Source organism: Cognatilysobacter terrigena, assembly GCF_004361065.1.
Classification (GTDB): Bacteria; Pseudomonadota; Gammaproteobacteria; order Xanthomonadales; family Xanthomonadaceae; genus Cognatilysobacter; species Cognatilysobacter terrigena.
The window spans coordinates 83,283-99,762 of sequence record NZ_SELT01000002.1; the positions used below are offsets into that span (position 1 = coordinate 83,283).

At 69.4% G+C, this 16,480-nt stretch carries 20 protein-coding genes; 5 read left to right on the plus strand and 15 right to left on the minus strand.

From position 1 onward, the window contains the following. Nucleotides 1-121: 121 nt before the first annotated feature. Together EVS83_RS02160 and EVS83_RS02165 are read right to left on the minus strand one after the other, a co-directional pair. The gene (locus tag EVS83_RS02160; RefSeq protein ID WP_133499131.1) at nucleotides 122-625 is read right to left on the minus strand and encodes a VOC family protein; all 504 of its coding nucleotides are present in this window, start codon (nucleotides 623-625) and stop codon (nucleotides 122-124) included. A gap of 155 nt (nucleotides 626-780) precedes the next feature. Continuing rightward, nucleotides 781-1,317 (minus strand): fasciclin domain-containing protein, encoded by a 537-nt coding sequence (locus tag EVS83_RS02165; RefSeq protein WP_246022751.1) that lies wholly within the window; start codon nucleotides 1,315-1,317, stop codon nucleotides 781-783. Between the two features lie 268 nt (nucleotides 1,318-1,585). Here EVS83_RS02165 and EVS83_RS02170 point away from each other — a divergent pair, with 268 nt between their 5' ends. Beyond that, nucleotides 1,586-2,194, plus strand: coding sequence for a hypothetical protein (locus EVS83_RS02170; RefSeq protein WP_133499133.1), 609 nt, complete (start codon nucleotides 1,586-1,588; stop codon nucleotides 2,192-2,194). Between the two features lie 12 nt (nucleotides 2,195-2,206). Here EVS83_RS02170 and EVS83_RS02175 read toward each other — a convergent pair whose 3' ends face one another. From EVS83_RS02175 to EVS83_RS02185, 3 genes are read right to left on the minus strand one after another with little or no spacing between them, the layout of a single operon-like run. Continuing rightward, on the minus strand, nucleotides 2,207-4,069 hold the full coding sequence (locus tag EVS83_RS02175; protein ID WP_133499135.1) for an ABC transporter ATP-binding protein: 1,863 nt from the start codon (nucleotides 4,067-4,069) through the stop codon (nucleotides 2,207-2,209). Nucleotides 4,070-4,109: 40 nt separating this feature from the next. Beyond that, the gene (locus EVS83_RS02180; protein ID WP_133499137.1) at nucleotides 4,110-4,622 is read right to left on the minus strand and encodes a hypothetical protein; all 513 of its coding nucleotides are present in this window, start codon (nucleotides 4,620-4,622) and stop codon (nucleotides 4,110-4,112) included. 28 nt (nucleotides 4,623-4,650) lie between these two features. Next, nucleotides 4,651-5,442: a lytic transglycosylase domain-containing protein gene (locus tag EVS83_RS02185; RefSeq protein ID WP_133499139.1), complete on the minus strand. Its 792-nt coding sequence runs from the start codon at nucleotides 5,440-5,442 to the stop codon at nucleotides 4,651-4,653. 112 nt (nucleotides 5,443-5,554) lie between these two features. Between EVS83_RS02185 and EVS83_RS02190 the strand changes: the two genes are divergently transcribed. After that, on the plus strand, nucleotides 5,555-6,853 hold the full coding sequence (locus EVS83_RS02190) for a hypothetical protein (RefSeq protein ID WP_133499141.1): 1,299 nt from the start codon (nucleotides 5,555-5,557) through the stop codon (nucleotides 6,851-6,853). Between the two features lie 56 nt (nucleotides 6,854-6,909). Then, the gene (locus EVS83_RS02195) at nucleotides 6,910-8,256 is read left to right on the plus strand and encodes a metal-dependent hydrolase family protein (RefSeq protein ID WP_133499143.1); all 1,347 of its coding nucleotides are present in this window, start codon (nucleotides 6,910-6,912) and stop codon (nucleotides 8,254-8,256) included. A gap of 23 nt (nucleotides 8,257-8,279) precedes the next feature. Here the strand turns inward: EVS83_RS02195 and EVS83_RS02200 are convergent, their stop codons facing one another. Beyond that, a complete protein-coding gene (locus EVS83_RS02200; protein WP_133499145.1) occupies nucleotides 8,280-8,531 on the minus strand; it encodes a hypothetical protein in 252 nt (83 codons plus the stop codon). Nucleotides 8,532-8,738: 207 nt separating this feature from the next. Here EVS83_RS02200 and EVS83_RS02205 point away from each other — a divergent pair, with 207 nt between their 5' ends. Next, nucleotides 8,739-9,134, plus strand: coding sequence for an RcnB family protein (locus EVS83_RS02205; protein WP_133499147.1), 396 nt, complete (start codon nucleotides 8,739-8,741; stop codon nucleotides 9,132-9,134). A 76-nt stretch (nucleotides 9,135-9,210) separates the two neighbouring features. Here EVS83_RS02205 and EVS83_RS02210 read toward each other — a convergent pair whose 3' ends face one another. From EVS83_RS02210 to EVS83_RS02235, 6 genes are all read right to left on the minus strand, one after another. Further along, complete coding sequence (locus tag EVS83_RS02210) at nucleotides 9,211-9,567, minus strand: hypothetical protein (protein ID WP_133499149.1); 357 nt, start codon at nucleotides 9,565-9,567, stop codon at nucleotides 9,211-9,213. An 18-nt stretch (nucleotides 9,568-9,585) separates the two neighbouring features. Further along, nucleotides 9,586-10,365, minus strand: coding sequence for a LytR/AlgR family response regulator transcription factor (locus tag EVS83_RS02215; protein ID WP_133499151.1), 780 nt, complete (start codon nucleotides 10,363-10,365; stop codon nucleotides 9,586-9,588). After that, nucleotides 10,358-11,608 carry a histidine kinase gene (locus EVS83_RS02220; RefSeq protein ID WP_208108667.1) on the minus strand — a complete coding sequence of 417 codons (1,251 nt, stop codon included), beginning with the start codon at nucleotides 11,606-11,608 and terminating at the stop codon, nucleotides 10,358-10,360. The genes EVS83_RS02215 and EVS83_RS02220 overlap by 8 nt, the downstream gene beginning before the upstream one ends. A gap of 133 nt (nucleotides 11,609-11,741) precedes the next feature. Next, nucleotides 11,742-12,272, minus strand: coding sequence for a GNAT family N-acetyltransferase (locus tag EVS83_RS02225; RefSeq protein WP_133499156.1), 531 nt, complete (start codon nucleotides 12,270-12,272; stop codon nucleotides 11,742-11,744). Nucleotides 12,273-12,287: 15 nt separating this feature from the next. Continuing rightward, nucleotides 12,288-12,587: a hypothetical protein gene (locus EVS83_RS02230; RefSeq protein WP_133499158.1), complete on the minus strand. Its 300-nt coding sequence runs from the start codon at nucleotides 12,585-12,587 to the stop codon at nucleotides 12,288-12,290. A 211-nt stretch (nucleotides 12,588-12,798) separates the two neighbouring features. Then, on the minus strand, nucleotides 12,799-14,100 hold the full coding sequence (locus EVS83_RS02235) for a PQQ-dependent sugar dehydrogenase (protein WP_133499160.1): 1,302 nt from the start codon (nucleotides 14,098-14,100) through the stop codon (nucleotides 12,799-12,801). A 140-nt stretch (nucleotides 14,101-14,240) separates the two neighbouring features. On the opposite strand from EVS83_RS02235, the gene EVS83_RS02240 reads away from it, so the two are divergent. Beyond that, nucleotides 14,241-14,519, plus strand: a complete 279-nt coding sequence (locus tag EVS83_RS02240) for a type II toxin-antitoxin system HicB family antitoxin (RefSeq protein WP_133499162.1) — start codon at nucleotides 14,241-14,243, stop codon at nucleotides 14,517-14,519. On the opposite strand, the gene EVS83_RS02245 is transcribed toward EVS83_RS02240, so the two are convergent. The 3 genes from EVS83_RS02245 to EVS83_RS02255 form a co-directional block, all read right to left on the minus strand. Continuing rightward, nucleotides 14,520-15,263: a helix-turn-helix transcriptional regulator gene (locus EVS83_RS02245; RefSeq protein WP_133499164.1), complete on the minus strand. Its 744-nt coding sequence runs from the start codon at nucleotides 15,261-15,263 to the stop codon at nucleotides 14,520-14,522. A 35-nt stretch (nucleotides 15,264-15,298) separates the two neighbouring features. Next, the gene (locus EVS83_RS02250) at nucleotides 15,299-15,949 is read right to left on the minus strand and encodes a glutathione S-transferase family protein (protein ID WP_133499166.1); all 651 of its coding nucleotides are present in this window, start codon (nucleotides 15,947-15,949) and stop codon (nucleotides 15,299-15,301) included. Nucleotides 15,950-16,044: 95 nt separating this feature from the next. Beyond that, nucleotides 16,045-16,431, minus strand: coding sequence for a response regulator (locus EVS83_RS02255; protein WP_133499168.1), 387 nt, complete (start codon nucleotides 16,429-16,431; stop codon nucleotides 16,045-16,047). Nucleotides 16,432-16,480: the final 49 nt, after the last annotated feature.

A 16,480-nucleotide genomic window follows, 5' to 3' on the forward strand; every position in this document is an offset into this window, starting at 1 on the left:
GAGGACGGGCCGGTCGGGCCGGCAGACCGCCATTATCCCGCAGACGCGCGCGCCCTTCGGAAACCGGAATGGAACGGGGCGCCGTCGCGATGGGACGCCACGGTCGAGCCCGCCAGCCGGCTCAATCCTCGCCGTCGTACGCCGCCTGCAGCGGGGCCACATCGAGCTTGCGCATCGCGAGCATGGCGCGCATGACACGCGCGGCGCGTGCCGGGTCGGCATCGCTCAGCCAGTCCGGCAGCGACGCCGGCACGACCTGCCACGACACGCCGAAGCGGTCCTTGAGCCAGCCGCACTGCTGCGCCATCGGGTCGCCGCCGCGCGTCAGGGCATCCCAGTAGTGATCGATCTCCGCCTGCGTGTCGCAGCGCACGACGAACGAGATCGATTCGTTGAAGCGGAACAGCGGCCCGCCGTTGAGCGCGGTGAAGCTCTGGTCGTCGAGTTCGAATTCGACGGTGAGCACGCTGCCTTTCGGACGATTCGCCGCGCGCGCCGACGCGGCGTCGTAGCGCAGCACGCGCGTGATGCGCGAGTTCGGGAAGATGTCGCAGTACGCCGTCGCCGCGTCCTCCGCGGCGTCCGCGAACCAGAGGCAGGGCGTGATGCGGTGGACGAGTCCCATGCAGTCGTTCTCCTGACGGCCGGTGGGAAGTGTCGCACCTGGGCGTTAGGTGTGCGTGGGTCGCATCGCAACCGCATGCGAGGAGCGGGGACGAAGCACATGCTCCGTCCCCGCGGGACCGCCGGCGACGAGGGGAACCGGCGGCGGAGCGCGTGTTACGGCATCAGCACGGTGTCGACGACGTGGATCACGCCGTTCTTCTGCATGACATCGGCGATGGTGACGTGCGACTGGCCGCCCTTGGCGTCGGTGAGCACGATGCCGCCGGCGCCGTCGTCCTTGGCGGTCAGCGTTTCGCCCTGGACAGTCTTGAGCGACGCGGTGCCGTTGCCTGCGGCGATCTGTTGCCGAAGCGCGGCGGCGTCCACCTTGCCGGGCACCACGTGGTAGGTCAGCACCTTGGTCAGGTCGGCCTTCTTATCGGGCTTGAGCAGCGTGTCGACGGTGCCCTTCGGCAGCTTGTCGAATGCGGCGTTCGTCGGCGCGAATACCGTGAACGGACCAGCGCCCTTGAGCGTGTCGACGAGACCTGCAGCCTTCACCGCGGCGACCAGCGTGGTGTGATCCTTCGAGTTGACCGCGTTGTCGACGATGTCCTTTTCGGCATACATCGGCGCGCCGCCGACCATCGGGTTCTGCATCGGCATCGCGTCGGCCGCGGTTTCGGCGGGCGCAGCGGCCGGTGCGGGCATGGCGTCGGCCGGAGCCGTCGTGCTCGCGGTCGTGGCGTCCGGGGCCGGCGTGGACTCGGCGGCCGGGCGGCTGCACGCGGCGAGCGGCATTGCGGCGATCAGGGCAAGCGTGAGGATGCGGTAATTCATTGGGACGCTCCTGGACTGAGGTGGCGTGCCTCGTCGGGCACCTCCACCCTTACGGGGCGACTGCGCGGATGGATGCATCACCCGGCGTCGACGCCGCCACGCCGCACGGTTAGGCTCGGCGCAATCGCAGGGAGGCCGCATGGACTGGCTCGAATTCATCGCGTCGATGACGAAGGCACTGGCGTGGCCGATCGCGCTGATCGTGGTGTTCCTGCTCGTGCGGCGACAGCTGGTCGCGCGGCTTCCGGATCTCGAAAGCCTGGAGTGGAAGGACTTCCGTTTTCGCTTCGGCAAGCGGGTGCATGAACTCGCACACGAAGCGCGCGAGGCGCGGGTGCAGGCCGAAGCCGCGAACGCGCCGCCATTGGACGGCGAGGCGCATCGCCTCCAGCTGGCCGACATCTCCCCGCGCGCCGCGATCCTGGAAGCGTGGATCGAGCTGGAGGGTGCCGCCGCCGTCGCACTCAAGCGCAAGGGCGCCGCTGTGACGCGCCAGGAACTCCAGCAGCCGTCGCGGCTCGCGGATGCGTTGATCACGTCCGGGCTGCTGAGCCCGAGTCAGGCGGGCGTGCTGTCGGAACTTCGACGTCTGCGCAACGCGGCCGCGCATGCGCGCGATCCGAAGATCACCGCCGATACCGCGCGCGAATTCGTCGCGGTCGCTGCCGCATTCGAACGCCTCATCCGCGCGCGCACGCCCGAGGTCGACACCACGCCACCGCAACGGAAGGCGCGCACCGCGGACTGACGCGCTGACGCGTCAGCGATACCCCGCCGCCTGCAGTTCGAACAGCTCGGCATAGCGGCCGCGCTGCGCCATCAACTCGTCGTGCGTGCCCGAGGCTTCGACCTTGCCGCCGCCGAGCACGAGGATGCGGTCGGCCATGCGCACGCTGCTGAAGCGGTGGGAGATCAAGACCGCGGTGCGTCCTTCGCTCAGTTCCTTGAACCGCTGGAAGACTTCGTACTCGGCGCGAGCGTCGAGCGCTGCAGTCGGCTCGTCCAGAATCATGACCTGCGCATCGCGCATGTAGGCGCGCGCGATCGCGATCTTCTGCCACTGGCCGCCCGACAGGTCGACGCCCGTGTTGAAGCGTCGGCCGATCATCTGGTCGTACTGCTGCGGCAGCGCTTCGATCACCTCGTCGGCCAGGCCACGCCGCGCGGCTTCTCGGATGCGCTGCTCGTCGCCCATCGCTTCGAGGCGGCCGACGCCGATGTTCTCGCGCGCCGTCAGGTGATAGCGCACGAAGTCCTGGAAGATCACGCCGACGTTGCTGCGCAGGTCGTCGAGGTCGTAGTCGCGAAGATCGCGGCCGTCCAGCAGGATGCGGCCTTCGTCGGGGTCGTAGAGGCGCGCGAGCAGTTTCACCAGCGTGGTCTTGCCGGCGCCGTTCTCGCCGACCAGCGCGAGCACTTCCCCGGCCCGCAGTTCGAATTCGAGCCCGCGCAACGCCCAGCGCTCGGCATCCGGGTAACGGAAGCCGACATTGTCGAACACGAAACCGCGTTCGATCGGGCGCGGCACGGGCAGTGCGTCGGGTTTCGAAGTGATTTCCGGCTCGATCTCGAAGAACGAGAACAGGTCGTCGAGATAGAGCGCCTGACCTGCCACCTGCGAGAAGCCGATCAGCAGCCCTTCGAGCAACTGGCGCAGGCGACGGAAACTGCCGGCGAGGAAGGTGAGATCGCCGATGGTGAAATCGCCCTTCACCGTGCGCCAGACGATGTACGCATACGCGACGTAGTAGCCGAGCGTGCCCAGCGCGGCGAGCACCGTGCCCCAGATCGCGCGACGTCGCGCCAGCGCGCGATTCGCACCGTAGAACTTGTCCGCGAGCACGCGGAAGCGATCGATCAGGAAGCGGTGCAGCCCGAAGATCTTGATCTCTTTCGCCGTGTCGACGCTCGCGCCGGTCTGGCGCAGGTATTCGAGCTGACGACGTTCGGGCGTCCACTGGAAATTGAGCGAATAGCCGAGCGCGTTGAAGTGCGATTCGCCGACGAACGCGGGGATGAGCGCGATCGCGAGCAGCACCATCAGCCACGGCGCGTACGCGAGCAGGCCGATCGCGAAGCTGATCACCGTGATCGCGTCCTGCGCCTGCCCGAAGAGCTGCGAGAGCAGGTTCATGCGGCCCATCGTCTGGCGACGCGCGCGATCGAGGCGGTCCTGCAGGTCGGGGTCTTCGAAGTCCTCCAGATCCAGCGTCGCCGCGTGTTCCATCAGGCGGATGCTGGTGGCGTTGGTGAAGAGCTCGGACAGCAGGCCGTCGACGTAACTCGCCGCGCGCGCCATGAGGTCGGAGACCACCGCGAGCGCGAATTCGCTGACGACCAGCAGCGCCAGGTGGTCCAGCGCGCCGCTCGCCCACAGCGAACGCAGGTCGGCGTGGCCGCCACCGACGGCGACGAGATGGATCGCCTCGTCGATGATCAGTTTGCCGATGTAGAGCAGCGCCACCGGCGTGAGCGCCTGCGTGAGCCGCAGCAGCAGGCTCGCGAGCGTCAGGCTGCGGCTCGTCGCCCAGATCTGCCGGAGGAAGGGACGCAGGTTGCGCAGGGCGTCGACGCGTTCGCGGAACGGCATCGACGTGCGACGGGGTTCGATCGGCGACGGCATCGGGCCATTGTCGACACGCGCCGTGAAGCGCGCGGCAGGCTCAGCGGGCGACGTGCAGCGCGAGGGCGGCGACCGCTACGAAGGCGACCAGCACGAGCGTCGGCGCCGCAATGCGCAGATCCGCCCGGGACGGCATCGCCGCACCGAGCAACGTGCCGGCGATCCATGCATGCAGCGCGATCATCACGCCGCGCGCATCGGCGAGGAACACGACGATCCAAGCCAGCGCGCCCGGCAACAGCAACAGCGGTGCGAGCGCGATCGGCCCGGCACGCCACCACGGCGCGCGGAAGGCGACGGAACCGAGTCGCCAGCCCGTCGCGGTGCGTTCGGGCCACAGGCGCGGCAGTTGCGGACGCGCTGCGAGCAACAGCGCGACGACGTAATGCGAGAGCTCGTGCGCGAGCGTGCCGGGCACGGCGAACGCGGCATAGAGCCACAGGCCCAGTCGTCGCGCGAAGCGTTGCAGCACGAGTACGACGCCGACCGCACACCACGCGCCGATCGGCACGTTGGACAGCGCGCTGCGCAGGGTGTCGAGATCGGGGATCACGCGGTGAGTATGCCGGCGCGGCGTGACGTCATTCCGCCGCGCGCAGGATCTCGTTGCCGTCGAGCGTCTTCGGCGTCTTGCCGAGCGCGGCGCGATAGCGCGTGTACAGCGCTTCCACCTTCGCAAGGTACTGCTGCGTTTCGCGATACGGCGGCACGCCGCCATAGCGCGCGACGACACCCGCGCCCGCGTTGTACGCCGCGGCCACGAGGCGCAGGTCGCCGCGATAGCGCGTGGCGAGCTGGCGGATCATGCGCGCCGCGGCATCGATCGACTGGTCCGGCGACGTCGGATCCGCGCCGAACTCGCGCGCGGTCTCCGGCATCAGCTGCATCACCCCGACCGCGCCCTTCGGCGACACCGCGACCGCGTTGAAACCACTTTCGGCATGCGCGATCGCCCGCAAATAAGCGTCGTCCACACCCGTCTTCTTCGACGCCGCCTTGAACTGCTCGGCGAAGCGGTCGATCTGCGGCTTGCCGACCTGGCCGAGGCCCGTGTGCGCGGGTTCGCCCGGCGGCGTTTCGACGGTGAACGACAGCACCTTCGTCGACCCGGGCAGCTTGCGCGTGCTGTAGACGGTCTTGCCGTCCTGCTGGCGTTCGTAGAGGTTGCCCTTCACCACGCCAAGCGCGCCCCAGAGGTTCGGCACCTTCACGGCGTCGTCGGCGATCGTCTTGGCTTCGCACTTCGAGCCCGGCTCGGGCGCGGTCGCCAGGCTCACCGTGCCCGCGCGCACGCAGCGATACACCGTGCGCGCCTGCACCTGCGGCGCGAGCAGCAGGCAGGCGAGAGCGGCAGTGGCGGCGAGGCGACGCATGGCGCGCATCCTAGTGATCGCGCATGAACCCGGGATGTGCCCCAGGTCAGGGGGCCGTTAGTCGGCGGCCGCGCGATACTGCACCGACACGAAGGCCGGGGAGGGCCGACGCATGACGCCCATCCGTACCACTGCGCTCTGCGCGGGGCTTTTCACGCTGCTCGCAGGCGCCGCGCTCGCGGCCACGCCCGCCCGCTTCAACGCGGACAGCCCGTCGATGCCCGACGCGCTCACGCCCGCCGACGTCGCGGCTATCGTCGCCGAGGCCGACGCCGTCGACTCGAACGCCCGCACGTTCGTGAAGCCGCTGCCGCCGACCTGGCGCACGCTCGACCGCGAACGCCTGCTCGCGCTGCTGCACATGCCCGCGTTCGTCGAGATCGATACCGGCCCGCGCGGCGTGCTGCTCGATCAGGCGGCGACATGGGACCTGCTCGGCTGGCAGCGGCCGTCGGACGCCGCGCGGCTGTGGGAGCGCGTCTGGCCGCGACGCGCCGGCGCCGATCCCGCGAACCCGCCGAACGGTTCCGACGGCATCGGCTATACGCCCGATCCGACGTGGTCGATACAGGCGAAGGCGATGTCGACGGTATTCGCGTGCTTTCCGCGCAGCGCATGGTCGACGCGCGATCCGATGGTCGAAGCACTGCGCGAGCCGGTCGCGTTCCAGTTCCAGAACTACATGGGCTGGGACGCGTTCGCACGCTGCGTGCCGGAGGGCGCGTTCTTCGAGGACACGCGGCCCGATGCGAAGGGCGTGGCCGATCTGCGCGCCTTCCTCGCCGATCGCCTCAGCGGTCAGCTGTATGCGGACGGCTGTACGCGCACCGGTCCCGATGACTGCCTGCTCCTCCTGCATGCGCTGGTCACGCTCGCGCCGCACGATGCGCGCCTGCCCGCGCTGGCGAAACGTCTCGAGCCCGCGTTCGCACTCGACGCGACCATCGACATTCCGGAACTCGGGTCGCCCGGTTTCGAAGGCCGCACCGACACCGAGCTCGCACGCCTGCAGCCGCTGCGCGACATCGCGGCGCGGCGCAGCATCTTCGTCGGCCACAAGATCCGCGTGATCGTGGACCGGCCGAACGCATGGCCGGCGGACGCGCTCGACCGCGCCGTCGCGCAGGCGACCGATCTCGCGATCGTGCGTTCGCGTCTCTACCGGCTCGCGGGCTGGCGCGGGCACGGCTTCGATCGCTACTACGACGCGCCGTGGTCCGCGCTCGACGCGGCGACGCGCCGTCGCCTCGCGGCCGACCAGCACGCGCGCGGCGTCGCCTACGCACGCACCGCGGGCTGTGCGCTGCAGGACATGCCCGACGACGACATCGACGTGCTGCCCGCCTTCCTGCAGGGCCTGCGCGACGGCATCGACGCACTGCACTGCGCGCCGATCAGTGACATCGGCTAAGGCACGCCGCGGCCGCTTCTGCCTATAGTCGGGCTTTCCGCCCGACAGGTTCCCGCATGAAGCTCCGCATCGCGCCGCTCACCGCCGGTCTCCTTTCCACCGGACTCCTCGCCTCTGGCCTGTTCGCCACGTTCAGCGGTCATGCGCAGGTGCCGACCGGCGCCGGAACGATCGCGGCTCGCCCGGTCGTGCTGAAGGCCGCGCACCTGTTCGACGGCCGCAGCGGCCGGATGGTCGAGCCGGGGATGGTGCTGGTGCAGGGCGAGCGCATCGTCGCGGCGGGGACGAGCGTGCCCGCGCCCGATGGCGCGCGTGTGATCGACCTCGGCGACGCGACGCTGCTGCCGGGCTTCATCGACGCGCACACACACATCGCCGACGACCACGACGACGACTGGGCGGCCGGCATCTACAACGGGATGATGCGGTTCCCCGCCGAGCAGGCCTTTCACGCGCAGCGCAATGCGAAGGTCACGCTGGATGCGGGCTTCACCACGATCCGCGTTCTCGGTGCCGGCGACTTCATCGACGTCGCCCTGCGCAACGCCATCAACAGCGGGTATGCGACCGGCCCACGGATGATCGTCGCCGGCCACGCCATCGGTTCGACCGGTGGCCACTGCGACAGCGCGCCGTATCCAGTGACGCGCGTGGTGCCGTCGACGCCGATGGAAGGCGTCTGCAACGGCGCCGAGCAGTGCCGCGAGGCGACGCGCCTGCAGATGAAGTACGGCGCCGACGTCATCAAGATCTGCGCATCCGGCGGCGTGCTCAGCGAATCGGATCCGGTCGACGTGCCGCAGCTCACGCCGGACGAGCTGAAGGCGATCATTTCCGAGGCGCACAACTGGGGCCGCAAGGTCGCGGCGCATGCGCATGGCGATACGGCCGCGCGGCTCGCGATCGAGGCGGGCGTCGATTCGATCGAGCACGGCAGTTTCCTCAAGCCCGAGACGCTGCAGCTGATGAAGCAGAAAGGCGTCTACCTGGTGCCAACGCGCACCACGCTGCTGTGGACGGAGTCCAAGCTCGCGGGCTATCCGCCGAAGATCGCGGGCAAGGCGCATGCGGCCTACACCTCGCACGAGCAGATGCTGCGCAACGCGATCCGCATCGGCACGCCGATCGCGCTCGGCACCGACGCCGCGGTGTTCCCGCATGGCCTCAATGGCCGCGAGTTCGGCGATTACGTCGATGTCGGCATGGCGCCCGCCGCGGCGCTCATGACCAGCAGCATCGGCGCGGCCAAGCTGCTGGGCGTCGACAAGGAGGTGGGCACGCTGGAAGCCGGCAAGTACGCCGACGTCGTTGCGGTGCCGGGCAATGTGCTCACCGACATCCGCGCGACGGAACGCCCGGTGTTCGTGATGAAGAACGGGCAGGTGGTGCGCGGCGCCGAGTGACGCCGCGCGAGGCGCTCACGCGGTCAATCGCCGCGTGAGACGCCGAGGCGATCGCGATCGTCTTCGCCTTTGCGCCGGCCGACGGAATCGTTGTAACCGTCTGCAACGCCGCGGCTCGCGCGATCGCGCTGGTGGTCGTCGAGTGATTCGCCGCCGTCGCGCGCATCGATCTCGTTCAGGCGGTTGTCGGTGGTGCGGCCGTCGCTGGGCCCGCTGTACGGCTCGCGGCTTCCGCTGGCTTCGCCGCGTCGGGCGTCGTCGTTGCGTGCGGTCATGGTGAGTCTCCATCGTGTCGGGCTTGGAACGTCGCAATCGCTGTGTAAGCGCCTCGCGACCGGCATGTCGTCGCGATGTTCAAGCGACCCTGCGTCTCCACGCGCGCGTCACGATGCTGAGCCGCTACCCCTGATGTCGAAGAATTTGCATGAAACGTTCAGCCGTCTGTCGCTAGCTTGCACGCACACCTACGAGGAGAACCCACGATGCGCATGCTCCCGCTCATCCTCATCAGTACGCTCGCCCTGTCCGGCACCGCGATCGCCGGCGATCATGGCCACGGCAAGGGTCATGGCAAGGGCCACCACGAGCACGATCGCCCCGTTGGCGTCCAGGGCATCCGCATCGGTGAGCCGAACCCGTACGGCCCGGTCGTCCGCCACGACAACGGTCGCCATCTGGGCCAGTACAAGAAGTGGGCGCGCGGCGAGCGTCTGCCGAATACCTACCTGGTGCCGCGCTACTACGTGACGAACTACACCGTGTATCACCTCGCGCCGCCGCCGCAGGGCATGGTCTGGGTGCGCCCGTACCCGGCGTCGAACGAGGTCTATCTGGTGCAGGCGGCGACCGGCATCATCTCGCGCATCCTCGGCATCTAAGCCAAGCGCGAACGCCTGAACCGACGAGCCCCGCAATTGCGGGGCTCGTTTCGTTTCCAATGGTGCGATTGCCGGATCAGTCGCCCAGCGAATCGCTCGCGCTGCACGACGCATCGTTCGTCGTCGTGCTGACGCAGAGACGGAACGCGTGCAGTCCCGTGACCTGGCGCGAATCGCCGGCGGCGACGTCGTAGCGGTTCGCCTTCGATGCACACGGTTGACCGGTCGTGCAGCCGCGCGGAAGCACCAGGTAATGGCAGCTACCGCTCGCGCTGCGCACGCAGTCGAAACGCGCCACGCCGTCCTGCACGGTGGCACGGCTGAAGAGCACGTCGCTGCCGGCGCCCGCGATGCGGTGCACCACGGTGTCGCGGCCGCCATCGCAGCCGATCAGCGAAGCGAGGAACGCGAACAGGGCGAAGAGCTTGTCCATGGCGACATCTCCAGTGAGTCAGGTCGGACGGAACAGCGCCATGAAGGGCGCGCTGACCGTGAGCGTTTCCGGGCGGCCGCGCAGACGCAGCGTGCCGCGGCCGGTGTCGTCGCGGGTGATGCCGGCGACGGCCTTCATGTTCACGACGGTGGAGCGGTGGATCTGCTTGAACGTGTTCGCGTCGAGGCGCGCGAGCAGTTCGCGCAACGACGTGCGCAGCAACGCTTCGCCATCCGCGGTGACCACCGTTGTGTACTTGTGGTCGGCGTGGAAGTAGGCGACTTCGTCGACGAGGATCAGCCGCGTTTCGCGGCCGGCGCTCGCGGTCAGCCACGTCAGCGGTTCGACCGCACCGGCTTCGCGCGGAAGCACGGGGCCGAGGCGTGCGAGCAGCGCGGCCAGCGCTTCGTCGCGGCTTTCGCCCATGCGCGCCTGCAGGCGCTGCACGGTGGCGTCGAGACGTTCGGCGCTGACGGGCTTGAGCAGGTAGTCGATCGCGCCGCGTTCGAACGCGGCGATCGCGTGCTGGTCGTACGCGGTGACGAAGACGATCTGCGTCTGCGGGCTGGCCTCCGCCGATGCGGCGGCGACTTCCAGGCCCGTGAGCCCCGGCATGCGAATGTCGAGGAACGCGACGTCGGGCTTGTGCTCGGCGATGGCTTCCAACGCACTCGCGCCGTCTTCGCATTCCGCGACGATCTGCAGCGCCGGCCACGCGCTCCGCAGCTGCGAGACGATCGCGTCGCGAAGCAGCGTTTCGTCTTCGGCGACGATGCAGGTGGGCGAGGTATCAGCCATGACGCACGGCCTCGCGCTCGGCCGGGACCGTCAGCGTCGCGGCGACGCCGGCCGGGAAGTTCGCGACGACTGCAAGGGACGCATCGCCGTCGTATGCCAGCTTCAACCGTTCGCGCACGTTCTTCAGGCCGATGCCGGTGCCGTTGGTCTTGCCGCCCAGGCCTTCGCCGTCGTCGGCGACGGTGATCGCCACGTGGCCGTCGCTGCGACGCGCGCGGATCCAGACCGTGCCGCCGCCGGTGCGCGGCTCGAGGCCGTGCTTGATCGCGTTCTCGATCAGCGTCTGCAGCATCATCGCGGGCAGCTTGGTGGCGCGCAGCGATTCCGGCACATCGACCTGCACGTCGAGACGGCTGCCCATGCGCACTTTCATGATCTCGAGGTAGGCGAGGGCGCGTTCGAGTTCGGCGCCGAGCGTCGACGGCGTGTCTTCCGCACGTGGCAGCGAGTGGCGCAGGTACTGGATGAGATGACCGAGCATCTCTTCGGCGCGCGCCGGATCGCTGCGCGTCAGAAGCTGTGCGCTGGCCAGCGTGTTGTAGAGGAAGTGCGGCTCGACCTGCGCATGCAGCAGGTTGAGCTTGGCGACGGTGAGTTCCTTCTCAGTCGCGGTGCGCGCAGCGGCCATCTGCTCGCCGCGGCGCACCTCGGCAACACGCCGGGAAATCGCACGGATGATCGCTTCAGCGTTCTCGAGGTTGGTGCCGTCGTCGACGAGGAACCAGTCGCTCCATGCACCGATCTGCGGTTCGCAGACAAAGGTGACGCTGCCGGTGTCGTGCGTGGGCGTGACCGTTGCGAGGATCTGGTTGTGCTGCGTGCCGAAGCCCGAGAGTGGATTCCATCGGCCCAGCGCGCTGCGGCTGTACGTATCGGGGCGTCGCACCTGCGCACGGATCTGCAGGCTGTCGCGCGCGCTCAGCACGGTTTCGATGCCGGGCAGTTCGCGGATCGCGGCGTCGAGCAGGTCGAACGCCTGGCCGGCCTCGAACGGAATTTCGACCTGACGACGATGGCGGTTGCCGAGCGCACCGCGATCGACGTGGCCGGCGATCAGGCGCACGCGTCGAAGGTGCGAGAACGCACCGGCGACGACGAAGGCCATCGTCGTCATGCCGGCGGCGACCGCCGGGAACTCCCATTGGCCGATCAGCGGGATGCTGGAGTACAGGCCTGCGGCCAGGCCGACGACCAGCGCCCAGGCGATGGCGATGCGGACAACGAAGAAGAGGCTCTTGAACACGGGGCGCGGTCCGATCAGGCGATGCCGCGAGGATAGTGACGCCCCGCGGGCCGTCGAGCGCGATGCGACGAAGCGCGGAATCCGGGGATCGAAGCGGGCCGTGCGCGCACCCGGCATGGCCGGGCCTGCTGTGTCAGGCGGCGTCGCTGCGCCGCTGCATGATCCAGTCGACCAGCGGATCGTCGCCGACCGGGAAGGTCGCCGTGCCGACGATGCGGAAGCCGGCACGCTGATAGAACGCGATCGGTGCGGGCGCTTCCTGCCAGACGCTGAGCCACAGGCCGTCGGCGCCGTGCTCTCGCGTGGTGTCGATCGCGGTGTCGAGCAGGCGCTTTCCGAGGCCGCCGCCGATCGCATGCGTCGTCAGGTAAATGCGGTGCAACTGCGCCGGCCGCGACAGGTCGACGGCGGACGGTGCAGTCGACGGCAGGCGCACCTGCAGCACGCCGAGCCAGCCATCGCCGTCGTCGACCACCCAGGTGCGATGCGCGGGGTCGACGAGTTCGGCGTGCTGTTGCGTCGCGCCGAAGGCGTGGTCGAGATAGGTGTCGACGTTCGCAGGCGTGCTGCAGTCGGCGTAGGCCTCGACGAACAGGCGACGCAGGAAGCCGGCGAGCCGCGCGGCTTCAGCGGGTTCGACGCGACGGATCGCGGGCGCCGTCATGCGCGCCGCCGCAACTCAGGCGGCCCGGACCTCGTCGGCCTCGGCCGACGGCACGACGCGATAGGCCGGATCGCCGCGGTCCTCGGGGCGCACCGTCAGGCTGCGCACCGCGACCACGCGGCCCTCGCGGCTGATCATCGCGTAGCCCTTGTGGTCATGCGCCACGAACACGCAGGCAGGCTCGCCGCGCACGAACAACAGGCGCCAACCCAGGTACTCCAGCCAGCTCAACTTGGCGCGTTGCGCGAGAGCGAGGCGACGGCGCACCTCGAGGCCCGGAACGGGTCGGCAACGTCGACGGTCGTAAATGAGCATGGCGGCTCCCGGCGCGGAGTCGTAACGGTAGGTGGGGAACGTTTCGGCCACGTGAACGGGCCGTCGGCCGTTATGCCAGAGCGGCGGTGGGGCGCGAAGCCCGTACGGCGGTCCACGCGCCCGACGGCGGCGGACGGCAGCGATAAGGCGATGGGCGGTCGCGGACGCGGCTCGACGACCCTCCGCGTGCTGCAGTCGCAGCGCAACACGCTCAGCGCGTGGGCATCACCCGCCAGACCGCGTTGCCGACATCGTCGGCGACGAGCAATGCGCCATCGCGTGCGATCGCCACGCCGACCGGTCGTCCGCGCGCGTCGCCCTGGGCGTCGAGGAAGCCGCCCAGCACCTCGCGGGGTGCACCCGACGGTCGCCCGTCGACGAAGGGCACGAACACCACGCGATAGCCCGACAGCGGCGTGCGGTTCCACGAGCCGTGCAGGCCGACGAACGCGCCGTCGCCGAACACCGTACGCAACGCGTCGGATGTGCCGAACGCGAGGCCCAGTGGTGCGACGTGGTTGCCGAGCCCGTAGTCCGGCACGCGCGCCGCGGCGACGCGTTCCGGATCCTGCGGCGACACGCGCGGATCGACGTGCGCGCCCCAGTAGCTGTACGGCCAGCCGTAGAACCCGCCGCGCTCGACGTGGGTGAGGTAGTCGGGCACGAGGTCACCGCCGAGTTCGTCGCGTTCGTTTACGACGGCGAACAGCGTCGACGTGCCGGGCGCGAACGCGAGCCCGACCGGATTGCGCAGGCCGTCGGCATACACCGTCGACGTGCGCGCTGTCGGATCGATCTCGAGGATCGCGGCACGCGACGCCTCGACCGCCATGCCGTTCTCGCCCGCGTTGCTGTTCGACCCGACGCCGACATAAAGACGCGTGCCGTCGGGCGATGCGACGAGGCTCTTCGTCCAGTGGTGATTGAACTTTCCTGTCGCGCCGGGCAGGTCGACCACGCGTTCCGGCGTCGCATCGATGCGCGTCGCCCCGTTCGTGTAGTGCACGCGCAGCAACGCATCGGTATCGGCGATGTACAGGGTGTCGCCGACGAGCGCCATGCCGAACGGCGAGTGCAGGCCGGTCAGGAAGTCGCTACGCGTTTCGGCGCGGCCGTCGCCGTCGGCGTCGCGCAGCAGCACGATTCGGTCGGGGCTCGGCACGCCGGCGCCGGCCTTCGCCATCACCTTCTTCAACACCCAGCCCTTGAGGCCGCGGATACCGCTCTTGCCCGGCGGCCCGTTGCTCTCGGCGACGAGCACATCGCCATTGGGCAGGACGTGCAGCCAACGCGGATGGTCGAGCCCCGTTGCGAACGGCACGACCGCAAGCCCCGGCGCAGGAGTCGGTGTCGCACTGTCAGGCCAATGGACCGCCGGCGCGATATCGACGTGCGGGATCAGCGCGTGCTGCGGTGTGGGAAGCGAAGGCGAGGGACCGACGCCCGGGTCCTGCGCGGAGGCCGCGCCCGTCGCTAGGACGCACGCCAGTGCGATGCAGGATCGAAGGGTCATGGAGGCGCTCCGCAGGGCTTGCGCACAGGCTCCGGGCGCGGGCGTCGCGGTGCCGCGAAGTCGACGCAAGGTGAAGTTGAGAACGCCGTCTCACCGGTCCATCACGGCCGCTTCGCAGCGGCCGATCGATAGTGCGGCGCATGCAATATTTCGCCTTCGTCGAACGCGACGCGAACCGCCACTACTCGGTGACGCTGCCGGATTTCCCGGGCTGCGTGACCGCGGCGGATACGCTGGTCGGCATCACCGAAGCCGCGCAGCAGGCCGCGTCGGTCCACCTTGCAAGCTGCGTCACGCCGCTGGGCAAACCGCTGCGTGCGGAGATGCTGCCGCCGTCCTTCGATACGCGCGAAGGCTACTGGATGCTGGTCGATCTCTCGCCGGTCATCGCCGCGTACCCGCCCGGCGTGGGCTGGTAATTAGGCCAGCGCGTTCCGAGGGCTGACGCGCGCTTCCGGCCTCGCCGCGAACGCCGGGTTCGTACGCACTTCACGCAGCAGCGCAGCGAGATTGCGCGACGGATCGTCGGCAGCGATTTCGCCCGTCGCGTCCATCGCATCGATGCGATTGAGGCGGAACTGGCGGAACGCGCCTCGCAGCCGGCACCACGCACCGAGCGTCCACGAACCGCCCCAGAACACGATGCACAGCGGCTCGACTTCGCGCGTCGAGGCATCGCCGCTTTCGTCGCGATAGTCGAGGCGCAGCACGCGACGCGCGGCGATCGCTTCGTTGAGGCGATCGAGCAACGCACCGAACTCGCGACTCAGCTCGCCGCGCCATTCCGGCGCCATGATCGCCGCGCGCTCCGCGCAGGCGCGGATACGCTCGGGAATCGCGGCTTCGATCTTGACCAGTGCGCGCGCGGCGCTTTCGCTCAGGCGATTGCCCGCGAACGCACGCGCGAAGCGGATGCCGACGACGACAGCCTCGATCTCGTCCTCGTCGAACATGAGCGGTGGAATGTCGGCGCCATGGCGGAGCACGTAGCCGACGCCCGCTTCGCCTTCGATCGGCACGCCCGAACGCTGCAGGTCAGCGACGTCGCGATACACGGTGCGCATCGAGACGCCGAGCGTGTCCGCGAGTTCCCGCGCGAGCACTGCACGGCGGCGGCCGCGCAGGGCGTTCACGAGCAGGAACAGGCGGTCGGCGCGGCGCATCGCCGGATTGTAGCGATGCGCCGCCATCGCACGGCTCAGGCCGGTGTCGCCGCCTCGCGACGCGCGGCCTGCTCCGCCGCGTAGCGCTCGTCCAATGCCGTTGCGCGCGCGATGCCGGGGTGCGCGGTTACGCGTTCGACGTAGTCGCGGAACACCGGCGCGTCCGGCACCAGCTTGAACGCCATCGCCCAGCGCAGCGCGGTGCCCCAAAGCACGTCGACCGCAGTGAAGCGCTCGCCGAGCATGTACGGGCCGGTCGACAGCTGCGCCTTCAGTGCGTCGACCACGGCGTCGTAATCGCCGTAGGGCGAGCTCATGGCCGGACCGACCGCCACGCCCCGCGCGCGGTCGCCGATCGCAGGCTCGAAGCACGCGGCATAGAAGACTGCCCAGCGCAGGTACGGGCCGCGCAACGCGTCGTCGACTGCGGGCGTGATGCCCTTGTCCGCGTAGAGGTCGGCGAGGTAGATCAGGATCGCGACCTGTTCGGTCACCAGGGCATCGCCGTGGCGGATCGCGGGGACTTTGCCGAGCGGATTCACCGCCAGGTAATCGGCGCGACGCTGCGTGCCTTCGACCAGGTCGAGCATGTGCAGGTCGTAGTCCGCGCCTAGCGTTTCGAGCAGGGCGAGCGTGCAGGACGCCCGCGAATGCGGGGCGTAATAGAACGTGATCCGTCGCGACATGGCGGCTCCTTCGTGGGTGGCGGACGCACAGCGCGCCCTGCACCCAGTCTCGGCCCGGCCTGCTGACAGCGTGGTGTCAGCAGTGTCGCGAGCCGCTACGCCACGCGTCGCGGCGGCGGGGCCTCGCGCAGGTGCAGCACGGCGTCGCGGAACTGGCGCACGTCGAACGGCTTGCGGCATACCGGGACGCGGGCGAAGCGCTCCGGCAGCTTTGACGGCTCGTTCGCGGTCGCGAACAGGAACGGAATTCCACGCGCGAGCAGGGCGTCGGCGACGGGATAGACGACCTGGTGGCCGAGATTGACGTCCAGCACCGCGGCATCGATCTCCGGCACGCGCTCGACCAGCGCGAGCGCGTCCTCGACCGTCGTCACCGGCCCGACCACCACCGCGCCGAGATCGCCCAACGCGTCGGCCAAGCCGATCGCGAGGACGTATTCGTCCTCCACGAGCAGCAGCCGCAAACCTTCAATGCCGTCCATTCGCCTGTCGATGCTTTCGCCCCACCCGGGCGTGGTCGCAAGCATGCGC

What these genes read in the sequence shown, in the direction of transcription:
- EVS83_RS02205 (WP_133499147.1), top strand. Translation starts at nt 8,739, where the DNA reads ATGCGCATGCTCCCGCTCATCCTCATCAGTACGCTCGCCCTGTCCGGC.
- EVS83_RS02235 (WP_133499160.1), bottom strand. Translation starts at nt 14,100, where the DNA reads ATGACCCTTCGATCCTGCATCGCACTGGCGTGCGTCCTAGCGACGGGC.
- EVS83_RS02195 (WP_133499143.1), top strand. Translation starts at nt 6,910, where the DNA reads ATGAAGCTCCGCATCGCGCCGCTCACCGCCGGTCTCCTTTCCACCGGA.
- EVS83_RS02255 (WP_133499168.1), bottom strand. Translation starts at nt 16,431, where the DNA reads ATGGACGGCATTGAAGGTTTGCGGCTGCTGCTCGTGGAGGACGAATAC.
- EVS83_RS02215 (WP_133499151.1), bottom strand. Translation starts at nt 10,365, where the DNA reads ATGGCTGATACCTCGCCCACCTGCATCGTCGCCGAAGACGAAACGCTG.
- EVS83_RS02240 (WP_133499162.1), top strand. Translation starts at nt 14,241, where the DNA reads ATGCAATATTTCGCCTTCGTCGAACGCGACGCGAACCGCCACTACTCG.
- EVS83_RS02160 (WP_133499131.1), bottom strand. Translation starts at nt 625, where the DNA reads ATGGGACTCGTCCACCGCATCACGCCCTGCCTCTGGTTCGCGGACGCC.
- EVS83_RS02250 (WP_133499166.1), bottom strand. Translation starts at nt 15,949, where the DNA reads ATGTCGCGACGGATCACGTTCTATTACGCCCCGCATTCGCGGGCGTCC.
- EVS83_RS02225 (WP_133499156.1), bottom strand. Translation starts at nt 12,272, where the DNA reads ATGACGGCGCCCGCGATCCGTCGCGTCGAACCCGCTGAAGCCGCGCGG.
- EVS83_RS02170 (WP_133499133.1), top strand. Translation starts at nt 1,586, where the DNA reads ATGGACTGGCTCGAATTCATCGCGTCGATGACGAAGGCACTGGCGTGG.
- EVS83_RS02175 (WP_133499135.1), bottom strand. Translation starts at nt 4,069, where the DNA reads ATGCCGTCGCCGATCGAACCCCGTCGCACGTCGATGCCGTTCCGCGAA.
- EVS83_RS02200 (WP_133499145.1), bottom strand. Translation starts at nt 8,531, where the DNA reads ATGACCGCACGCAACGACGACGCCCGACGCGGCGAAGCCAGCGGAAGC.
- EVS83_RS02185 (WP_133499139.1), bottom strand. Translation starts at nt 5,442, where the DNA reads ATGCGTCGCCTCGCCGCCACTGCCGCTCTCGCCTGCCTGCTGCTCGCG.
- EVS83_RS02190 (WP_133499141.1), top strand. Translation starts at nt 5,555, where the DNA reads ATGACGCCCATCCGTACCACTGCGCTCTGCGCGGGGCTTTTCACGCTG.
- EVS83_RS02210 (WP_133499149.1), bottom strand. Translation starts at nt 9,567, where the DNA reads ATGGACAAGCTCTTCGCCCTGTTCGCGTTCCTCGCTTCGCTGATCGGC.
- EVS83_RS02165 (WP_246022751.1), bottom strand. Translation starts at nt 1,317, where the DNA reads ATGCCCGCACCGGCCGCTGCGCCCGCCGAAACCGCGGCCGACGCGATG.
- EVS83_RS02230 (WP_133499158.1), bottom strand. Translation starts at nt 12,587, where the DNA reads ATGCTCATTTACGACCGTCGACGTTGCCGACCCGTTCCGGGCCTCGAG.
- EVS83_RS02245 (WP_133499164.1), bottom strand. Translation starts at nt 15,263, where the DNA reads ATGCGCCGCGCCGACCGCCTGTTCCTGCTCGTGAACGCCCTGCGCGGC.